This is a genomic window from Marilutibacter penaei (genome assembly GCF_014145395.1).
In the GTDB taxonomy this organism is placed as follows: domain Bacteria; phylum Pseudomonadota; class Gammaproteobacteria; order Xanthomonadales; family Xanthomonadaceae; genus Marilutibacter; species Marilutibacter penaei.
Window position 1 is genome coordinate 32679 of record NZ_JACHTE010000006.1, and the last position, 18701, is coordinate 51379.

Here is an 18701-nt window from a genome sequence, read left to right on the forward strand (position 1 = left end):
CCGTCCCTGGTGGCGTTGCGCGTCCGGCTCAGGCGCCACCGCCCTCTAGATAGCGGTTCTTCAGCCGCACGTAGTGCTGGGCACTGTACTGCAACTGTTCGATCTCGCGCTCGCTTAGTGTCCGGACGAAGCGCGCCGGGTTGCCCAACCACAGTTCCGCCTCGCCGACCGTCTTGCCGGGCGACACCACCGCACCCGCGCCGACGAAGCCGAAGCGCGACACCGTGGCCCCGTCCAGCAGGGTCGCGCCCATGCCGATCAGGGCGAACTCGTGAATGGTGCAGGCATGGACGATCGCGCCGTGGCCGATGGTCACGTCGTTCGCGATCACCGTCGGCAGGCCGCCCGGGCGCGTGAACGGCCCTTCGTGGGTCACATGGACGATGGTCCCGTCCTGGATGTTGGTGCGTGCGCCGACTTCGATGTGGTTGACGTCGCCGCGCACCACGCAGCCGGGCCAGATGGAGACGTCGTCAGCAAGCCGCACGTCGCCGATGACGGTGGCGGCAGGATCGACGTAGACGCGCTCGCCGAGCGCGGGAAAGGTGTCCAGGTAAGGGCGCAGGGTCATGGCCCGATTCTATCGCCGGCGCGTGGTCGGTGGTGGGCGGCCGCGCCGGCGGGCAAAACCGGCCAGCAATGGACGACCGGATTGCCCCTTATCCCGCGGTACATGGCCACTACACTGGACCGCATGGATACCCGAACCGACAACACCGGCGAACGCCTCCCGGCCACCCTTCGGACCCTCCGCGACGCCTGGCAGGCACGCGTGCCGGACCTGGCGCAGCGCCGCACGGACCTGCAGCGGCTGCGCGACGCCTTCCGTGCCGAGCAGGCCGCGATGGACGCGGCGATCCGTGCGGATTTCGGCCATCGTTCGGAGCACGAGAACCTGATCTCCGAGTCGATGGTGGTACTCGCCGAGATCGATCATGTGCTGAAGCACCTGCGACGCTGGAGCCGGCGGCGGCGGGTGGGCAGCGGCTGGCGCTTCTGGCCGGCGCGCGCGTGGATCGAGCCGCGCCCGCTTGGCGTGGTCGGGATCCTGTCGCCCTGGAACTACCCGGTAAACCTCGCCCTGATGCCCTTGGTGTCGGCGATCGCCGCTGGCAACCATGTCTATCTCAAGCCCTCCGAGCACACGCCGGCCACGAGCGCGTGGCTGCGCGACCTGCTGGCCCGCGTATTTCCCGCCGACCGCGTGGCCGTCGCTCTTGGGGGGGCCGATGTCGGCGCTGCCTTCGCGGCCCTGCCCTTCGACCACCTGCTGTTCACCGGCTCGACGGCGGTCGGCCGCAAGGTGATGGCCGCGGCCGCGCCGAACCTGACCCCGGTGACGCTGGAGCTGGGTGGCAAGGCGCCCGCCGTCGTCTGTCCCGGTTTCGACCTGGCGAAGGCGGCCGCCCGCATCGCCACCGGCAAGTGGATCAACGCGGGCCAGACCTGCATCGGCGTGGACTACGTGCTGGTGGAGGCCTCGCGACGCGACGCCTTCATCGACGCGGTCCTGGACGAGCTGCATCACCGCTATGGCGACATCTCGGCGTCGCCCGACTACACGCGGATCATCAATGACGCGCAGCTGGGCCGCCTGCGCGGCTATATCGACGATGCGCGCCAGCGCGGTGCCCGGGTCATCGAACCCTTCGATGGCACGGAAGGCGTCGAGCGGCTGCTGGCCCCCACCCTCGTGGTCGACCCACCGCTCGAAAGCGAGGTCATGCGGCACGAGATCTTCGGTCCGATCCTGCCGGTGCTCTCCTACCGCACGCTCGACGAGGCGCTCGCCACCCTGCAATGCCTGCCCCGGCCGCTGGCGCTGTATCCCTTCACCGATCGCAAGGCGGACGTCGGGCGCATCCTCGATGCCGCGCTACCCGGCGGCGTGACGGTCAATGACACCCTGTTGCACTTCGGCGTGCACGACCTGCCCTTCGGCGGCGTCGGGCCGAGCGGCATCGGCAGCATCCACGGCCGCCACGGCTTCGACACCTTCAGCAAGCTGTTGCCGGTGGTCCACCAGGCACGCTGGGCCGGCAGCGACATGATCCGGCCGCCGTACACCGGTCGCGTGGATACGCTGATCCGCTGGCTGTCGAAGTAACCGGGTAAGTTCCGCCGCGGACAGCGGAATGCAGAACGGCGGGCCCAGGCCCGCCGTTCTGTTTCAACCAGTCGAATGCAGCGATCAGGCCTTGGCCGGCGGCGCGTCCGCGTACTTGCGGATCATGTACCACTGCTGCAGCAGGCCCAGCGCGCCGTTGGTGACCCAGTAGAGCACCAGGCCCGACGGGAAGAAGGCGAACATCACGCCGAACACCAGCGGCATGAACTGCATCATCTTCTGCTGCATCGGGTCCATGCCGGTCATCGGTGTCAGGCGCTGGGTCGCGAACATCACCGCGGCGTTCAACACCGGCAGCACGAAGAACGGATCGCGCGCGGTCAGGTCCTGGATCCACAGGATCCACGGTGCATGGCGCAGCTCCACCGACTCCAGCAGCACCCAGTACAGCGCCAGGAACACCGGCATCTGCACCAGCATCGGCAGGCACCCGCCGACCGGATTGATCTTCTCCTTCTTGTACAGCTCCATCATCGCCTGCTGGAACTTCTGGCGGTCGTCGCCGTAGCGCTCCTTCAGCTGCTGGATGCGCGGCTGGAACTTGCGCATGCGCGCCATCGACTTGAACTGCGCGGTCGACAACGGGAACATCGCCAGCTTGATCACGACCACCAGGCCGATGATCGCCCAGCCCCAGTTGCCGACCAGGCCGTGGATCTTCTCCAGCAGCCAGAACAGCGCGTTGGCGAGGGCGGCGAAGATGTCGAAGCGGCTGTAGTCGACGGCGCGGTCGAGGCCCTTGACCCCCTGTGCCTGGATGCCCTCGACCAGCTTGGGGCCGACCCAGAGCCGGGCGTCGGTCACCACGCTGTCGCCACCGGCGACCGTGAACGACGGTCCGCGTGACTCGATGCCGTAGCGGCCGCCCGCGTTCTCGAGCACGAACAGCGACGCCTGGTCCTGCTGCGGGATCCATGCGGCGAAGAAGTGGTGCTGCAGCATCGCCACCCAGCCGCCGGTGACCGTGCGGTTCAGCGGGCCGTCGTCGATGAAGTCGTCGTACTTGCGGCGGTCGTACTCGCCGTCGTACCAGACCGCGCCCTGGAAGCTGTAGCTGGCGGCGTTCATCGGGCCACCGCCCTGTTCCGCGGCCGGCACGCGGTCGAGCTCGCGGTAGATGTAACCGGTCCAGGGGCTGGCGCCTGCGTTGCGGACTTCGTCACGCACCTCGATCGCGTAGTCGTTGCGCTTGAAGATGACCTCGCGGCGGATGGTCACGCCGTCGGCGCCGGTCCAGGTGTAAGGGACGACGACCTGGTCCTGGCCGTCGGCCAGCACGAAGTCGCGCGCCTCTCCCTCCAGGCGGAAGGCCTGCGCGTCGGGCGCACCCTGCTCGCTGGCCCAGGCGCTGCGCGCCACGAAGTACTGCGTCGGGTCGGTGTTGAAAAGCTGCACCGGCGGGCTGTTGTCGTCCGCGGTCTGGCCGTACTTCAGCAGGTCGACCTGGCGGAGCTCGCCACCGGCCAGCTCGGCGCGCACCACGTCGGTGGTCACGGTGACCACGGGAGCGGTGCCGGCCACGGGGGCGGCACTGACCGCAGCTGGCGTGCCCGGCGTCGCGCTGGGCACGCCACTGGCATCCACCGCATCCGGGACCGTCCCCGCCGAGGGCACGCCCGCCGCCGTCGTGGCGGTGGTCGTGGGGGCCGGTGCAGGCGCCTGCTCCTTGTTCCACTCCATCCACAACAGGGTGGCCACCATCAGCCAGGCGATGATCAGGAAGATGCGGGTCTGGTTCATAGCGACTCGGGAAATGGAAAGGAGGAGCGCGCGGCCCGAACCTGAGGTATGCGGTCGCGACGGGGCCGGGACAAGTCAGGGGTCCTGGCGCGGGGCATCCGGGGACACCCGGTCGGCGCGCATTGTGCCGCCCTGCCCCGGACGCGGCAACGCGCCGGCCCGCTGCAGGAGGTTCTCGAACGCCTGCCGCAAGCGGTCCCCCGTCTCACGGGCGGCGGCGGGACGGGCCACCACGACATAGTCTCCGGCGGGCAGGCGGTGCCGGTGGCCGCGGAAACTTTCGCGGAGCGCCCGCTTGATGCGGTTGCGGCCGACCGCGCGCGGATCGACCTTGCGCGATACCGCCAGGCCCAGGCGGGCGCCAGCCGGGCGCGCGTAAGCGTCCGCCGCCGCTGCCGGCGTGGACGCCTCGTCAAAGCTGTAGTGCAACGCAAGCACGGGCAACGCCACGCGTCGCCCGTGCTTGAAGATGCGGTCGAAGTCCCGTTTGGCGCGGACCCTCGCACTGGGCGGGAATCGCGACGCCATCAACGCGGACGGCGGCCGGTCGGTGGTATCCACCGTGTCGGCCGGAGGCCCGACGGCCTCAGGCGGTCAGGCGCTTGCGGCCCTTGGCGCGGCGGCGGGCCAGGATCTTGCGGCCGTCGGCGGTCGCCATGCGGGCACGGAAACCGTGGTCGCGCTTGCGCTTGAGGTTGCTGGGCTGGAAGGTGCGCTTGGTGGCCATGGTGGCGACTCTGCAATCGGATGCGAAATGAACCGCGAACTTTAACGTGGTGACCTCCCCCGGTCAAGTTCGTCGCCACCAACGCGTCTGTACTACGGGTGGCCGTTCAGGCATTCCCGCCGGTGTGCCATCCGTCGCTTCGGCTGCGCTGGCCTCGCGCGGACGCTGTTCCGGCCCCCGGGCGGGTGATAGTCTGGCCCACCCCCGTCCCCTGCCGTGTCGCGTCGCCCGCGGGCACGCGCGCCGGTGGACGTCGCGCCCACGCATCACCGGAACACCGCTCGCACCCTATGGACGCCTGGCCCCGCTGCCTCGAACGCCTTGAAGCCGAATTCCCGCTCGAGGATGTCCAGACCTGGCTGAAACCGCTGCAATCCACCCGCCGGGACGACGTCACCGTGCTCTATGCGCCGAACGCGTTCGTCGTGGAGCTGGTGCGCGATCGTTATCTCGCGCGCATCCGCGAACTGCTCGAGTACTTCGCGGGAAGCCCGGACGTCAGCCTGGAAGTCGGTGAGCTGCCGCGCGCGCATGCAGCCGCGCCGGCCCCTCGGGCGGCCCCTGCGATCACCAGTCCCGCCGCCCCTTTCAACGGGCACATGGACAACCACTACACCTTCGACAACTTCGTCGAAGGCCGCAGCAACCAGCTGGGACGCGCCGCGGCCTGGCAAGCGGCCCTGAAGCCGGGCGACCGCGCCCACAACCCGTTGCTGCTGTACGGCGGCACCGGCCTTGGCAAGACCCACCTGATGTTCGCGGCCGGCAACCAGATGCGGGCCAACAACCCGGGCTTCCGCGTGCTCTACCTGCGCAGCGAACAGTTCTTCAGCGCCATGATGAAGGCGCTGCAGGACAAGACCATGGACGCATTCAAGCGCCAGTTCCAGCAGGTCGACGCGCTGCTGATCGACGACATCCAGTTCTTCGCCGGCAAGGACCGCACCCAGGAAGAGTTCTTCCACACCTTCAATGCGCTGTTCGACGGCAAGCAGCAGATCATCCTGACCTGCGACCGCTATCCCCGCGAGGTCGAAGGCCTGGAGCCGCGCCTGAAGTCGCGCCTGGCCTGGGGATTGAGCGTCGCGATCGAACCGCCGGATTTCGAGACCCGCGCACAGATCGTCCTCAGCAAGGCCCGCGAGCGGGGGGCGCAGATCCCGGAAGACGTGGCCTTCCTGCTGGCCAAGAAGATGCGCAGCAACGTGCGCGACCTCGAGGGCGCGTTGAATACCCTGACGGCCCGCGCCAACTTCACCGGACGGGCCGTCACTGTGGAGTTTGCCCAGGAGACCCTGCGCGACCTGCTCAGGGCGCAGCAGCAGGCCATCGGCATCCCCAACATCCAGAAGACCGTGGCAGACTACTACGGCCTGCAAATCAAGGATTTGTTGTCGAAACGGCGGACCCGCTCGCTCGCTCGCCCACGCCAGATGGCGATGGCGCTGACCAAGGAGCTGACCGAGCACAGCCTGCCGGAAATCGGCGACGCTTTCGCCGGGCGCGACCACACCACGGTGCTGCATGCCTGCCGGCAGATCCGCACCCTGATGGAGACGGACGGCAAGATGCGCGAGGATTGGGACAAGCTGATCCGTAAGTTGAGCGAATAGGCTTGTCAGGCACCGTCGAGCTGGCGCATCTGCGCCGCGCCGGAAGCCGTGGACAGTCCATCATGAACAGGGAAAGCGAAAAGGTCTGGACGGACGCGGTACAAACTGTGGACAAGTGGAGTCCGACAGCAGGGCCGAAAAGTTGTCCACAACATGTCCCAAGGCCATCGCCCAGTTCTACCGGGCTTCATGTTCCAAATAAACTTAGTAAAAACAAGTATTTACATCGGTTTTCCAGTGGTTTTCGGGACACCACCACCACCACGCTTTTGATTTATCCAATCTTTTGTCTTGGGCATAGGGGAGCGGTTGAGCATGCGTTTCAGCCTGCAACGTGAAGTGTTTCTCAAGCCGTTGGCGCAGGTCGTCAACGTGGTCGAACGGCGCCAGACGCTGCCCGTACTGGCCAACCTGCTGGTCCAGGTGCAGGACGGCCAACTCTCGCTGACGGGCACGGACCTGGAAGTCGAGATGGTGTCGCGGATCCCGGTGGACGATGCCGAAGACGGCGAGACCACGATCCCTGCGCGCAAGTTGTTCGATATCGTCCGTGCGCTCCCCGACGGCAGCAAAGTCACCATCAGCCAGACCGCCGAGAAGGTGACCGTCCAGGCCGGCCGTTCACGGTTCACGCTGGCCAGCCTGCCGGCCAACGACTTCCCCGCCATCGACGAAGTGGAAGCCACCGAGCGCGTGCGCGTGCCGGAAGCCTCCCTCAAGGAGTTGATCGAGCGGACCGCGTTTGCGATGGCGCAGCAGGATGTCCGCTACTACCTCAACGGTCTGTTGTTCGACCTGCGTGAGGGCAGCCTGCGCTGCGTGGCCACCGACGGCCACCGACTGGCGCTCTGCGAAGCCGCTCTGGAAGGTGGGAACGGCACGAAGCGTCAGATCATCGTGCCCCGCAAGGGCGTCACCGAGCTGCAGCGCCTGCTTGAGGGGGGCGAGCGCGAAGTGGAGATCGAGATGGGCCGTGGCCATATCCGTATCAAGCGCGATGACGTGACCTTTACCAGCAAGCTCATCGACGGCCGCTTCCCGGATTACGAAGCGGTGATTCCGATTGGCGCCGATCGCGAGATCCGCATTGACCGGGAAGTGCTGAGGGCCTCGTTGCAGCGTGCAGCCATCCTGTCGAACGAGAAGTACCGCGGCGTGCGGATCGAAGTGTCCCCGAACCAGCTGAAGATCAGTGCCCACAACCCCGAGCAGGAAGAGGCGCAGGAAGAGGTTGAAGCGGATACCAAGGTCGATGACCTGGCGGTGGGCTTCAACGTCAACTATCTGATGGACGCGTTGACGGCACTGCGCGACGAGCAGGTGGTCCTGGCGCTGCGGGACGCCAACTCCTCGGCCCTGATTCGCGAGGCCGGCAACGAGCGCAGCCGCCATGTCGTGATGCCGCTGCGACTCTGAACATCCCTGTTCCACGTGGAACATCGAGACGCCCGGCTTCTTGCCGGGCGTTTCCGTTTCCAGCGTGGTGACGTTCGGAGGGGGCGACTGGGCTTCCCTGCTCCATCGCATCCCTGCCCTGCCACCATCCGATTCCCGATTCCAGGGCCCAATCACCCTGGGTCACAACCCTGCCGGGTCGGCTTCCGGCCCGCCTTGACCGCTTAAGCTGTGACGATGCAGATCACCCGCCTCGACCTCCATCAGTTCCGTCGCTTCGAACACGTCCGCTTCGAACCGGCCGATGGGATCAACCTGATCCTGGGAGAGAACGGTGCGGGCAAGACCTCCCTGTTGGAGGGCATGCACCTGATGGCGCACGGCCGGAGTTTCCGGGGTCGCGTGCGGGACGGCGTGCTGCGGGCCGGGGCGGATGCGCTGGAGGTGTTCGTCCAATGGAACGAGCTCACGCCCACCGGGCTCAGAGAGCGAAAGGCCGGCCTTCGCCACAGTGGACAGGCCTGGAGCGGCCGCCTGGATGGGCAAACCGTCGCCCAGCTCGGGGATCTCTGCGCGGCGCTGGCAGTGGTGAGTTTCGAGCCTGGAAGCCATGCCCTGGTCACCGGCGCGGCCGACATGCGGCGTCGCTACATGGATTGGGGTTTGTTCCACGTGGAACATGAGTTCCTGCCCGTATGGCGTCGTTACAATCGGGCGTTAAAACAGCGCAATGCGTTGCTGAAGACCGGCCGCATACAGGACGGCCTGGACGCCTGGGAGCGGGAGCTGAGCGAGGCGGGCGAAGTCCTGACCCGACGCCGGCAGATGCACCTGGACGACCTCCAGCATCAACTGGGTCCGGTGGTGAAGGCGCTGGCGCCGAGCCTGGGTCAGCTGGAGCTCGAATACCTGCCCGGATGGCGCCGGGAGAGCCTCGCCCTCGGCGATGCACTGTTGTTGTCGAGAGAGCGGGATCTCCAGGCGGGCTTCACCTCGGTCGGGCCTCATCGCGCGGATCTACGCGTGCGATACCCCACCCTGCCCGGTCGGGAAGCGCTCTCCCGGGGGCAAGCGAAGCTCAGCGCACTGTCGATGATCCTGGCCCAGGGGGCGGAACTCGCCAGGCATCACGGGCGGTGGCCGGTCATTGCACTTGATGACCTGGGCTCGGAGCTCGACCGGCAGCATCAGGGGCGGGTCCTGCAGTGGCTGGCCACAGTGGGTGCGCAGGTCTTCATCACCGGCACGGAAGCCCCATCCGGCTTCGGCGCGATGGCCGCGACGGTAGCCCGGTTCCACGTGGAACATGGCACGGTGCGGGCGAGCCCCGCGGGTACTTGAACCGCCGTGTCTGCGGGGGCTGCGCCCCGGCGTCGGGAGGGTCCCGCCTGCTATACTCCAGTGTCGCCTTTTCGACACCGTTGTCCTGATTGCGCCGTCGCCATGACGTGTCGCCCGGAGCCTGTTGCCGCAATGACTTCATCCGAGCACGACCCCCAGACCGAAACCCCGCAGGACGCTGCCAACCCCGCCTACGATTCCAGCAAGATCACGGTACTCCGTGGCCTTGAGGCGGTGCGCAAGCGTCCCGGCATGTACATCGGCGACGTGCACGACGGCACCGGCCTGCACCACATGGTGTTCGAGGTGGTCGACAACTCGGTGGACGAGGCCCTCGCCGGCCATGCCGACGACATCGTGGTGACCATCCACGAGGACGGCTCGGTCTCGGTCTCGGACAACGGCCGCGGCATCCCGGTCGACATCCACAAGGAAGAAAACCGTTCGGCGGCCGAGGTCATCCTCACCGTGCTGCACGCCGGCGGCAAGTTCGACGACAACAGCTACAAGGTGTCCGGCGGCCTGCATGGCGTCGGCGTCTCGGTGGTCAATGCGCTGTCCGAGCACCTCTGGCTCGACGTCTGGCGCGACGGCCACCACTACCAGCAGGAGTACGCGTTGGGCGAGCCGCTCTACCCGCTCAAGCAGCTGGAAGCCACCGACAAGCGCGGCACCCGCCTGCGCTTCAAGCCGGCGGCCGCGATCTTCACCGACACCGAATTCCACTACGACATCTTGGCCAAGCGCCTGCGCGAGCTGTCGTTCCTGAATTCGGGCGTCAAGATCACCCTCATCGACGAGCGCGGCGAGGGCAAGCGCGACGTGTTCCAGTACGAAGGCGGCATCCGCTCCTTCGTCGAGCACCTGGCCCAGCTCAAGACCCCGCTGCACCCGAACGTGATCGCCGTGTCCGGCGAGCAGAACGGCATCAGCGTCGACGTCGCGATCCAGTGGACCGACGCCTACCAGGAAACGATGTTCTGCTTCACCAACAACATCCCGCAGAAGGACGGCGGCACCCATCTGGCCGGCTTCCGCGCCGCCCTCACCCGCACCCTGTCGAACTACATCGAACAGAACGGCATTGCCAAGCAGGCCAAGATCAGCCTGTCGGGCGACGACATGCGCGAAGGCATGATCGCGGTGCTGTCGGTCAAGGTGCCGGACCCGAGTTTCTCCAGCCAGACCAAGGAGAAACTGGTCAGTTCCGATGTAAAGCCGGTCGTTGAGAGCACGTTCGGCGCACGTTTGCAGGAGTTCCTGGAAGAAAACCCGAACGAAGCCCGTGCCATCTGCGAAAAGGTGGTCGACGCGGCGCGTGCCCGCGAGGCCGCGCGCAAGGCCCGCGACCTGACCCGCCGCAAGGGCGCGCTGGACATCGCCGGGCTGCCCGGCAAGCTTGCCGACTGCCAGGAGAAGGATCCGGCGCTCAGCGAACTGTTCATCGTCGAGGGTGACTCGGCGGGCGGCTCGGCCAAGCAGGGCCGCAACCGCAAGACCCAGGCGATCCTCCCGCTCAAGGGCAAGATCCTCAACGTCGAGCGCGCGCGCTTCGACCGCATGCTGTCCTCGGCCGAGGTCGGCACGCTGATCACCGCGCTCGGCACCGGCATCGGCAAGGACGAGTACAACCCGGACAAGCTGCGCTACCACCGCATCATCCTGATGACCGACGCCGACGTCGACGGCAGCCACATCCGCACCCTGCTGCTGACGTTCTTCTACCGGCAGATGCCGGAGCTGATCGAGCGCGGCCACATCTATATCGGCCTGCCGCCGCTGTACAAGATCAAGCAGGGCAAGACCGAGCTCTACCTGAAGGACGACGCGGCGCTGGACGCCTACCTGGCCAACCACGCGGTCGAGAACGCCAGCCTGGTGCCTGCCGATGGCGAGCCGCCGATCAGCGGTGCGGCGCTGGAGCAGCTGCTGCTGGCCTATGCGTCGGCACGCGAAGTGATCGCCCGCAACCAGCACCGCTTCGATCCGCGCGTGCTCGAGGCGCTGATCGACTACACCCCGCTGGACGCCGAACAGCTCGCCGCCAACACCGATGAGCAGCATGAGCTCGACGCCCTCGCCGCCCGCCTCAACCGCGGCGGCCTCGGCCAGCCGCGCTATGCCCTCGCGTTCCAGCCGGCCAACGACCTGCAGCCGGCGGCATTGCGCATCGAGCGCACCCACATGGGCCAGACGGTCACCCAGCTGCTGCCGCTGGCGGCCTTCGAGGGCGGCGACCTGCGCGCCCTGCGCGAGGCGGCCAACCAGCTGCACGGCCTGGTCCGCGACGGGGCGCAGATCATCCGCGGCAACCGCGCGCAGCCGATCGACAGCTTCGCCCAGGCGCAGGCCTGGCTGATGGACGAAGCCAAGAAGGGCCGCCAGATCCAGCGCTTCAAGGGCCTGGGCGAAATGAACCCCGAGCAGCTGTGGGAAACCACGGTCAATCCCGAGACCCGTCGCCTGCTGCGCGTGCGCATCGAGGACGCGGTGGCCGCCGACCAGATCTTCAGCACCCTGATGGGCGACGTGGTGGAACCGCGCCGCGAGTTCATCGAGGACAACGCGCTCAAGGTCGCCAACCTCGACGTCTGACCGGTGCCGGACGTGCGCATGGACGCTGGATCCCCGGTCGCGGTTCCGCCGCCGCTGCCCGTTCACCGGCAGTCGCCGCTCGTCGGTTTTTTCATCGACCTGGGCCTGGCGCTCGGCCTCATTTTCGCGCTGAGCATGGTGTTCACGCTCGGGCTGGCCGTGTGGGAAGGGTTCGCCGCGCTGCGCGAGGGGCGGGGCGACATCGACCGCCTGCTGCAGGAGGTGGCCCAACCCGACGGTGTCGCCCTGGTCTGGCTGACCCTGTTGGCAACGGGCAGCGCCGCGCTGATCGTGTATGCCCTGCGGGGGCGCGCCAGCACGCCCGAACGGCAGGCGTCGCGAGCGGCCCTGCGCCGACCGGCGACATGGGGCTGGACGCTCCTGGTGGGGCTGGGCGTGCTGCTGGGGAGCGCCGCCATCGGCTGGGCCGGAGAGCAGCTGGGCTCGCAACCGGTGCCCACCAACGAGGCCCTCATCAAGACCGCCTTTGCCCAGAGCCCGGTTTTCCTGGTGGTGTTCGCGGCGCTGCTTGCTCCCGCGTACGAGGAACTGCTGTTCCGCCGCGTCCTGTTCGGACGGCTCTGGCGCGCCGGTCGCACCGGTCTGGGGTATGCACTGAGCAGTGTCAGCTTCGCCCTCGTGCATGAACTGCCCGGCCTGAGCGCCAATCCGTGGCCGGCCACCCTGCAGCTTTGGCTGACCTATGGCCTGATGGGGTGGGCGTTCGCCTGGGTGTACCGACGGACTGGCACCCTCTGGGCGGCGATCGGCGCCCATGTCCTGAACAACGCGCTCGCCGTCGCGCTGCTGGTCGCGGGTACCGGCTGAGCGGTCTACACCCACCCTCCACGGCCGGCGGATTACACCGTGTTAATCCGCTTTCCGCTACAAGGGCCTGTCCCTGCCTGGAGGTTGCATGCACCCTGCCCGTCCCCAACCCGCTTCCTGTCCCGCCTGGTACGCACTTGCCGTCGGGGGCGTGTTGACGCTCCTGCTGGCCGGCTGCGCCACCACCACCTCGCCGACCGGCCGCACCCAGGTCGTGGGCGCGGTGTCCCAGGAACAGTTGCAGCAGATGGGCATCCAGGCCTTCGACCAGGCCAAGCAGCAGGGCCGGATCAGCGGCAACGCCGCGCAGACCCGCTATGTCCGCTGCGTGGTCGACAGCCTGACCCGGCAGTTGCCGGCAGGACAGGCCAGCGGCTGGGACGTGGCCCTGTTCATTGACCCCTCGCCCAATGCGTTCGCGTTGCCGGGCGGCAAGATCGGGGTCAACGACGGCATCTTCAAAGTCGCGAAGAACCAGGACCAGCTGGCGACGGTCATCGCCCACGAGATCGGGCACGTGATCGCCCACCACCATGATGAACGGATCACCCGCCAGGTCGGCGCCCAGACCGGCCTGGGCCTGCTGGGGGCCCTGGTCGGATCTCAGTACGGCCAGGGTGCCGCAAGCGCCACCCAACAGTTCGGCGGTGCCGCGGTGCAGGGCGTGTTCCTGTTGCCCAACAACCGTACCCAGGAGAGCGAGGCCGACGTCGTGGGCCAGCGCCTGATGGCCGAAGCCGGCTACGACCCCCACCAGGCCGTCGACCTGTGGCAGCACATGATGGAAGAAGGGGGTGGCCAGCCGCCTGAATGGCTGTCCACGCACCCCAGTCCCGGTACCCGCATCAGTGAACTCGAGCGTCGCGCCGATGGCCTCGCGCCCACCTACCGCCAGGCCCAGGCCGCCGGCCGTACGCCGAAGTGTGGTTGATGGGAGTCACGAATCCCCCGTGCAACACCAGAATCCGAGCCAGCGCAACCCCGTAGCACCCTGTCATCCGTTTCTGGTAGCGTGACCGCCCCCGACGGTGCAGGGTTTTTCGAAGCCCCGCCCGGAACGATATGGAGAAGGTAGCCCGATGAGCCCATCCAACGCCCGTCCCCTCAACCTGCTGGCCGCCGCGGTTGGCGCGATCCTGTTGCTGGGCAGCGTGTCCGACGCCAGTGCCCAGAGTGCCCGCGAGCGTTCCGAGCAGCGCCGCGAGCGCCAGGGCGAGAACAGCAGCAGCCAGGCCACCGAAGACGCCTACCCCGACGCCACGCGCGAGGAGCCCGGCACGAAGGCGTCCTCGCGCATGAGCCAGCGTCTCCAGCGCATGGTCGACTACTACGACAAGGACGAGGGCGACAAGGCGCTGGAAGTCGCCAACGAGATCATGGCGAGCGACAAGGCCAACGAGTACGACAAGGCCTTCGCCGCGCAGATCAGTGCCCAGGTCCACTACGACCGGGACGACAGCGCCGGCGCGATCGCCAGCCTGCAGCAGGCCATCGATTACAACGGTCTCGACAACAACGGCCATTACGGCGCGATGCTGATGATGGCCCAGCTGCAGCTGCAGGAAGAGCAGTACGACGCCGCGCTCTCCACCATCGACCGGTTCTTCGCCGAGACCCGCAGCACCAATCCCGAGCACCTCATCGTCAAGGGCAACGCGCTGTACCGCATGGAGCGCTATCCCGAGGCTGCCACCGTGCTCAAGCAGGCCATCGACGCCAGCCCCGAGCCGCGCAACGACTGGCAGCAGATGCTGATGGCGACCTACTTCGAGACCGGGCAGACGGCCGAGGCCGCCGCGCTCGCCGAGTCGATCGCCGCGAAGACACCGGATGACAAGCGCGCCCAGATGAACCTGGCCGCCACCTACCAGCAGGGCGAGCAGTTCGACAAGGCCGCCGAGGTCCTGGAGGGCCTGCGCGCGTCCGGCCAGCTGACGACCGACCAGGAATACCGCCAGCTCTACAGCACCTACCTCAACATGGACGGCAACGAGGCCAAGGCCGCCGGCGTGATCCAGGAAGGCTTCCAGAAGGGCATCCTGGAGAACAGCTTCCAGAACAACCTCGCCCTCGCCCAGTCGCTCTACTTCTCCGACCAGGTCGCGCCCGCGATCGAGGCCTACAAGAAGGCTGCGCCGCTGGACGACGACGGCGAGACCTACCTCAACCTCGCGCGCATCCTCTGGCAGGAGGATCGCGTTCCCGAGGCCAAGGAAGCCGCCCGCCAGGCCAAGGCCAAGGGGGTGCGCAGCGCCAAGGACGCGGACACGATCCTGGCCCTCCCGGGGGGCTGATCAATACGACCAAAAGACGGCACGCAGTCTGGTTCATCACGCCGCATTTTGGTATAACCTAGGAGGTTCGGGCAGCGTGCAAGCGCTCTCCGGATCGGTTCAACGCCCGCGGCGTCAGACGTTGCGGAAACACCTCCCCGAGCTGACGGCGCATGACGCAAGACCTCGAAATCCAGCACGCCCATTACAACGACGATCGCGACGACGGCCTGAACTGGGCCCGCATCGCGGGCATCACCATGGCGATCACCGTGCACGTAGCAGCCCTGCTGCTGCTGCTCGCGCCGATGGCTCCGCCTCCTGCCAAGCAGGAGAAGGAAGAAGTCACGCTCGTCAACATCATCAAGCCACCGCCGCCGCCGCCGCCGCCGCCGCCGCCGCCGCCGGAGCCACCGAAGGAGCTGAAGCCGCCGCCGAAGATCGCGCCGCCGCAGCCGACCCCGGTGCCGCCGCCGCCGGAGGATCCGCCGGTGGTGTTCGACGAGCCCAGCCCGGTCGACGTCCAGGCTCCGCCGCCGGCCCCGCCGTCGCCGCCGCCGCCCGCCACCAATATCGGTTCCAGCGTCGATCCGTCGTCGCGCCAGCGCAATCCGCCGCGGTATCCGCCGCAGGAGCTGCGCCGGGGCGTGGGTGGTACCGTCGTCCTTGTCATCAGCATCGATGCCCAGGGCAACGTGCTCGACGTCTCCGTCGAGCAGTCCAGCCGCAACCGAAATCTGGATCGTGCCGCGATGGAAGCCGCCCGCAAGTGGCGCTTCAATCCGGAGCAGCGCAACGGTGTCAACGTTCCGTCCAAGGTCCGCGTTCCGGTCGACTTCGTTCCGCAGTAAGCCTGCGTCGGATTCGAGCAACACCCGAGCTGTACCCGTTACACCTTTTCCAGTAACAGTTATTCCTTCCACGACATTTCAAAGGTAAGCGTCATGCTGCAGGAAACCACCACCGCCACTGCCGGAGGCTCCAACGCCGAAGCCCTCCAGCAGATGAGCTTCGCGAACATGATCCAGCACTTCGATCCGCTGGCGTGGATCGTGTTCCTTACCCTCATCGCCATGTCTGCCATGTCGATCTACTGGATGATCTACAACTTCGTCCGCAACATGCGCCTGCGTTCCAGCACGGACCGCGTCATGGCGACGTTCTGGGAAACCCCGAACGCGCAGGATGCGATCCGCTTCATGGAAGAGCAGCCCAAGAGCGAGCCGTTCTCCAAGATCGCGCTGGACGCTGCGCAGGCCGCGTCGCACCACCAGCGACACGAGGGCTCGCGCCTGGTCGAGTCGCTGAACCGCTCCGAGTTCGTCGACCGCGCCCTGCGCCAGGCTGTCACCCGCGAGAGCTCGCGCCTCGAGTCGGGCCTGACACTGCTGGCTTCGGTCGGTGCGACCGCCCCGTTCGTCGGTCTGCTCGGTACGGTCTGGGGCATCTACCACGCCCTGATCCGCATCGGTATGACCGGCAACGCATCGATCGACGCCGTCGCCGGCCCGGTGGGTGAGGCGCTGATCATGACCGCGATCGGTCTGTTCGTCGCGATCCCGGCCGTGCTCGCGTACAACTTCTTCACCCGTGCCAACCGCGTGACGAACAACAAGTTCGACACGTTCGCGCACGACCTGCACGACTTCTTCGCCACGGGTTCGCGCGTGGGCGACCTCGGCGCCAAGCGCTGATAGGTCCACTCGTCACACACGCGATCCGGGAGTTCTACGATGGCTATGAGTTCTGGTGGTAGCGGCGGCGCAATGGCCGACATCAACGTCACGCCCCTGGTGGACGTGATGCTGGTGCTGCTGATCATCTTCATGATTACCGCGCCGCTGATGACCCACAAGGTCAAGGTGGACCTGCCGGAGGCCAACCTGGAGAAGAAGCAGGATCCGCTGGACACGGCACCGATCACGGTCGCCATCCAGGATGACGGCTCGCTGTTCTGGAACGACGAGCCGGTCACCCAGGAGATGCTGGAGAGCCGTCTGTCGGTCGAGGCCCAGAAGGTCCCGCAGCCCCAGGTGAACGTGCGTGGTGACAAGACCACCCGCTATCGCATCGTGGATGAGGTCGTGAAGACCGCGCAAGCCCAGGGCATGCGCAAGGTCGGCTTCGTCACCATTGCCGATCGCGAAAACTAACGGAGCGCAGCCATGGCTTTTACGACTGGTGGCAGCGGTGCGATGGCCGACATCAACGTCACGCCCCTGGTGGACGTGATGCTGGTGTTGCTGATCATCTTCATGGTCACCGCACCGATTGCCAGCTATCCGGTGGATATCGCGCTGCCGCAACGCAGCACCAATCCGCCACCCACCACCACTGATCCGCCGCCGCCGATCCGGCTGCGGATCGACGGCACCGGCACGGTCTACTGGAACGACTCGCCGGTTCCGCTGACCCAGCTCCAGCAGCGCATGTTGCAGGAAGTGGCCAACGACCCGACCAACCAGCCCCTGCTGGAGGTCGACGCCAGCGGTGATGCCGCGTACGGCGTGTTGGCCAAGGTCCTGACCGCGGCCAAGAATGCCGACATGCAGAAGATCGGGTTCGTCCAGAACTGATCAGACAGAACCCGATCGACGTCTTACCGTCGTGTAGCAGGAATTGAACGCCGCCCCACCGGGGCGGCGTTTTTTATGGCGAGGGTCCGCGGCCCGGCACCGGGGCCCGGCCTTCGCCCTGGCCGGCGCTGCCTGGATTCGTCCAGCGCGTGTTCATCTTCGAGGGCGCAGCGTGGATCCAGGCGGGCACACGCCCGTCGTTCCCGACGGATCAAGGAGGTGTTCGATGGCAAGCACGCTCTACGCCGACGGCAGCCGTGGTCAGGCCGCCCTCGCCGAGATCAACATAACCCCGCTCGTCGACGTGATGCTGGTCCTGCTGGTGATCTTCATGGTCACCGCGCCCATCGCCAGCCAGACCCTCCTGACACGCCTGCCGCAGCCCAATACGGAGGCCACGCCGCCGACGGACTCGCCCGTCCAGCTGCTCGCGACGGCGGACGGGAGCTACCTGCTCGACGGCGTGGCGCATGACCGGTCGACGCTGGGCTCGGCACTGGCGGATCGTTTCGCGGGCCATCCCGAGCGCGTGCTGCAGATTGCGGCGAGTGGCGATGCCGAATACCAGGCCTTCGCTGGAGCCCTTTCGGCGGCACGGGAAGCCGGCGTCACCCACATCGCCCAGGGGCGCTGACCGGTTGGAGGTGGCGGGGTGGGCGTGCCCACCCCCAAGCCGATCCGGCTGACGCCGACGTCTGGACCCGGGGCGTCGCTCAGCCGTCCCCGAGCAGGCGGAGATAGCGGGACACCGTGGTCGACAAGCCCGCATACAGGGCCTCGGCCACGAGCGCATGACCGATTGAGACCTCCAGCACGCCGGGCACGGCCGCCAGGAACGCCTGCAGGTTCTCCTGGTTGAGGTCGTGGCCGGCGTTGACCCCCAGACCTGCGGCCTGCGCGCGCATCGCGGCCCCGGCGAAGCGCTCCAGCATGCGCTCCGGCTCACCCTGCGCAAACGCCTCGGCCCAGGGCCCCGTGAACAACTCGACGCGGTCCGCGCCGCAGTCGCTGGCGCGCGCGATGGTGCAGGTCGCCGGGTCGCCATGGGCGTCCGCGAACAGACTGACCCGGCAGCCCATGCCCTTCAATTGCGTCACAAGCGGGCGCAACTGGACGGCATCCTTCACGAAATCGAATCCGTGGTCCGAGGTCAGCTGTGCATCCCCGTCCGGCACCAGGGTGGCCTGGGCCGGACGGGTCCGCTCGCACAGGGCGAGGAAGCCGGGATAACCGGGGCGGGGCGGCGCAAACGGGTTGCCCTCGAGGTTGAACTCGACGCCTCGCGCACGCGTGAGCTCGGCCAGCGCGTATACGTCGTCAGCGCGGATGTGGCGGGCATCGGGACGCGGGTGGACCGTGATCCCGTGCGCGCCGGCATCCAGGCAGGCCCGCGCGGCGGCCACGACATCCGGTTCCCGTCCGCCGCGCGAGTTGCGCAGCACCGCGATCTTGTTGACGTTGACGCTGAGGACGGTCACGCGGCCC

At 67.4% G+C, this 18701-nt stretch carries 18 protein-coding genes; 13 read left to right on the top strand and 5 right to left on the bottom strand.

Translation table 11 applies throughout. The features are described from left to right. Positions 1-28: 28 nt before the first annotated feature. The gene (locus tag H4F99_RS09135; protein WP_182669438.1) at positions 29-571 is read right to left on the bottom strand and encodes a gamma carbonic anhydrase family protein; all 543 of its coding nucleotides are present in this window, start codon (positions 569-571) and stop codon (positions 29-31) included. A gap of 123 nt (positions 572-694) precedes the next feature. On the opposite strand from H4F99_RS09135, the gene H4F99_RS09140 reads away from it, so the two are divergent. Beyond that, positions 695-2107, top strand: a complete 1413-nt coding sequence (locus H4F99_RS09140; RefSeq protein ID WP_182669439.1) for a coniferyl aldehyde dehydrogenase — start codon at positions 695-697, stop codon at positions 2105-2107. Between the two features lie 84 nt (positions 2108-2191). Here the strand turns inward: H4F99_RS09140 and yidC are convergent, their stop codons facing one another. The 3 genes from yidC to rpmH all read right to left on the bottom strand — a co-directional run bounded on the left by yidC (position 2192) and on the right by rpmH (position 4595). After that, the gene (yidC, locus tag H4F99_RS09145; protein ID WP_182669440.1) at positions 2192-3868 is read right to left on the bottom strand and encodes a membrane protein insertase YidC; all 1677 of its coding nucleotides are present in this window, start codon (positions 3866-3868) and stop codon (positions 2192-2194) included. Positions 3869-3943: 75 nt separating this feature from the next. Further along, a complete protein-coding gene (rnpA, locus tag H4F99_RS09150; protein WP_343064182.1) occupies positions 3944-4429 on the bottom strand; it encodes a ribonuclease P protein component in 486 nt (161 codons plus the stop codon). A gap of 25 nt (positions 4430-4454) precedes the next feature. Beyond that, positions 4455-4595, bottom strand: a complete 141-nt coding sequence (gene rpmH / locus H4F99_RS09155) for a 50S ribosomal protein L34 (RefSeq protein WP_149351984.1) — start codon at positions 4593-4595, stop codon at positions 4455-4457. 290 nt (positions 4596-4885) lie between these two features. Between rpmH and dnaA the strand changes: the two genes are divergently transcribed. The 12 genes from dnaA (at position 4886) to H4F99_RS09215 (ending at position 17850) form a co-directional block, all read left to right on the top strand. Then, positions 4886-6208: a chromosomal replication initiator protein DnaA gene (gene dnaA / locus H4F99_RS09160; protein ID WP_182669441.1), complete on the top strand. Its 1323-nt coding sequence runs from the start codon at positions 4886-4888 to the stop codon at positions 6206-6208. 315 nt (positions 6209-6523) lie between these two features. Further along, positions 6524-7624, top strand: coding sequence for a DNA polymerase III subunit beta (dnaN, locus tag H4F99_RS09165; RefSeq protein WP_182669442.1), 1101 nt, complete (start codon positions 6524-6526; stop codon positions 7622-7624). A gap of 216 nt (positions 7625-7840) precedes the next feature. Next, positions 7841-8944, top strand: coding sequence for a DNA replication/repair protein RecF (gene recF / locus H4F99_RS09170; RefSeq protein WP_182669443.1), 1104 nt, complete (start codon positions 7841-7843; stop codon positions 8942-8944). Between the two features lie 132 nt (positions 8945-9076). Then, on the top strand, positions 9077-11539 hold the full coding sequence (gene gyrB / locus H4F99_RS09175) for a DNA topoisomerase (ATP-hydrolyzing) subunit B (RefSeq protein WP_182669444.1): 2463 nt from the start codon (positions 9077-9079) through the stop codon (positions 11537-11539). A gap of 18 nt (positions 11540-11557) precedes the next feature. Further along, a complete protein-coding gene (locus H4F99_RS09180; protein ID WP_182669445.1) occupies positions 11558-12367 on the top strand; it encodes a CPBP family intramembrane glutamic endopeptidase in 810 nt (269 codons plus the stop codon). 88 nt (positions 12368-12455) lie between these two features. Further along, positions 12456-13298: a M48 family metallopeptidase gene (locus H4F99_RS09185; RefSeq protein WP_182669446.1), complete on the top strand. Its 843-nt coding sequence runs from the start codon at positions 12456-12458 to the stop codon at positions 13296-13298. Between the two features lie 148 nt (positions 13299-13446). Continuing rightward, a complete protein-coding gene (locus H4F99_RS09190; protein WP_182669447.1) occupies positions 13447-14661 on the top strand; it encodes a tetratricopeptide repeat protein in 1215 nt (404 codons plus the stop codon). 152 nt (positions 14662-14813) lie between these two features. Continuing rightward, entirely contained in the window at positions 14814-15491 is a 678-nt protein-coding gene (locus H4F99_RS09195) for an energy transducer TonB (protein ID WP_182669448.1), read from the top strand. A 93-nt stretch (positions 15492-15584) separates the two neighbouring features. Beyond that, complete coding sequence (locus tag H4F99_RS09200; protein ID WP_182669449.1) at positions 15585-16334, top strand: MotA/TolQ/ExbB proton channel family protein; 750 nt, start codon at positions 15585-15587, stop codon at positions 16332-16334. Between the two features lie 39 nt (positions 16335-16373). Further along, positions 16374-16793 carry an ExbD/TolR family protein gene (locus tag H4F99_RS09205; RefSeq protein WP_182669450.1) on the top strand — a complete coding sequence of 140 codons (420 nt, stop codon included), beginning with the start codon at positions 16374-16376 and terminating at the stop codon, positions 16791-16793. A 12-nt stretch (positions 16794-16805) separates the two neighbouring features. Next, positions 16806-17216, top strand: coding sequence for an ExbD/TolR family protein (locus tag H4F99_RS09210; RefSeq protein WP_182669451.1), 411 nt, complete (start codon positions 16806-16808; stop codon positions 17214-17216). A gap of 226 nt (positions 17217-17442) precedes the next feature. Next, positions 17443-17850, top strand: coding sequence for an ExbD/TolR family protein (locus H4F99_RS09215; protein WP_182669452.1), 408 nt, complete (start codon positions 17443-17445; stop codon positions 17848-17850). 79 nt (positions 17851-17929) lie between these two features. On the opposite strand, the gene H4F99_RS09220 is transcribed toward H4F99_RS09215, so the two are convergent. Continuing rightward, the gene (locus H4F99_RS09220; protein ID WP_182669453.1) at positions 17930-18694 is read right to left on the bottom strand and encodes a pyridoxine 5'-phosphate synthase; all 765 of its coding nucleotides are present in this window, start codon (positions 18692-18694) and stop codon (positions 17930-17932) included. Between the last annotated feature and the right edge of the window lie 7 nt (positions 18695-18701).

Bases quoted from the DNA above. Each gene is read 5' to 3' on its own strand.
- H4F99_RS09195 (WP_182669448.1), top strand. From the start codon at position 14,814: ATGACGCAAGACCTCGAAATCCAGCACGCCCATTACAACGACGATCGC.
- gyrB (WP_182669444.1), top strand. From the start codon at position 9,077: ATGACTTCATCCGAGCACGACCCCCAGACCGAAACCCCGCAGGACGCT.
- H4F99_RS09180 (WP_182669445.1), top strand. From the start codon at position 11,558: ATGGACGCTGGATCCCCGGTCGCGGTTCCGCCGCCGCTGCCCGTTCAC.
- dnaN (WP_182669442.1), top strand. From the start codon at position 6,524: ATGCGTTTCAGCCTGCAACGTGAAGTGTTTCTCAAGCCGTTGGCGCAG.
- H4F99_RS09215 (WP_182669452.1), top strand. From the start codon at position 17,443: ATGGCAAGCACGCTCTACGCCGACGGCAGCCGTGGTCAGGCCGCCCTC.
- dnaA (WP_182669441.1), top strand. From the start codon at position 4,886: ATGGACGCCTGGCCCCGCTGCCTCGAACGCCTTGAAGCCGAATTCCCG.
- H4F99_RS09185 (WP_182669446.1), top strand. From the start codon at position 12,456: ATGCACCCTGCCCGTCCCCAACCCGCTTCCTGTCCCGCCTGGTACGCA.
- rpmH (WP_149351984.1), bottom strand. From the start codon at position 4,595: ATGGCCACCAAGCGCACCTTCCAGCCCAGCAACCTCAAGCGCAAGCGC.
- H4F99_RS09140 (WP_182669439.1), top strand. From the start codon at position 695: ATGGATACCCGAACCGACAACACCGGCGAACGCCTCCCGGCCACCCTT.
- H4F99_RS09190 (WP_182669447.1), top strand. From the start codon at position 13,447: ATGAGCCCATCCAACGCCCGTCCCCTCAACCTGCTGGCCGCCGCGGTT.
- H4F99_RS09205 (WP_182669450.1), top strand. From the start codon at position 16,374: ATGGCTATGAGTTCTGGTGGTAGCGGCGGCGCAATGGCCGACATCAAC.
- yidC (WP_182669440.1), bottom strand. From the start codon at position 3,868: ATGAACCAGACCCGCATCTTCCTGATCATCGCCTGGCTGATGGTGGCC.
- recF (WP_182669443.1), top strand. From the start codon at position 7,841: ATGCAGATCACCCGCCTCGACCTCCATCAGTTCCGTCGCTTCGAACAC.
- H4F99_RS09200 (WP_182669449.1), top strand. From the start codon at position 15,585: ATGCTGCAGGAAACCACCACCGCCACTGCCGGAGGCTCCAACGCCGAA.
- H4F99_RS09210 (WP_182669451.1), top strand. From the start codon at position 16,806: ATGGCTTTTACGACTGGTGGCAGCGGTGCGATGGCCGACATCAACGTC.
- H4F99_RS09135 (WP_182669438.1), bottom strand. From the start codon at position 571: ATGACCCTGCGCCCTTACCTGGACACCTTTCCCGCGCTCGGCGAGCGC.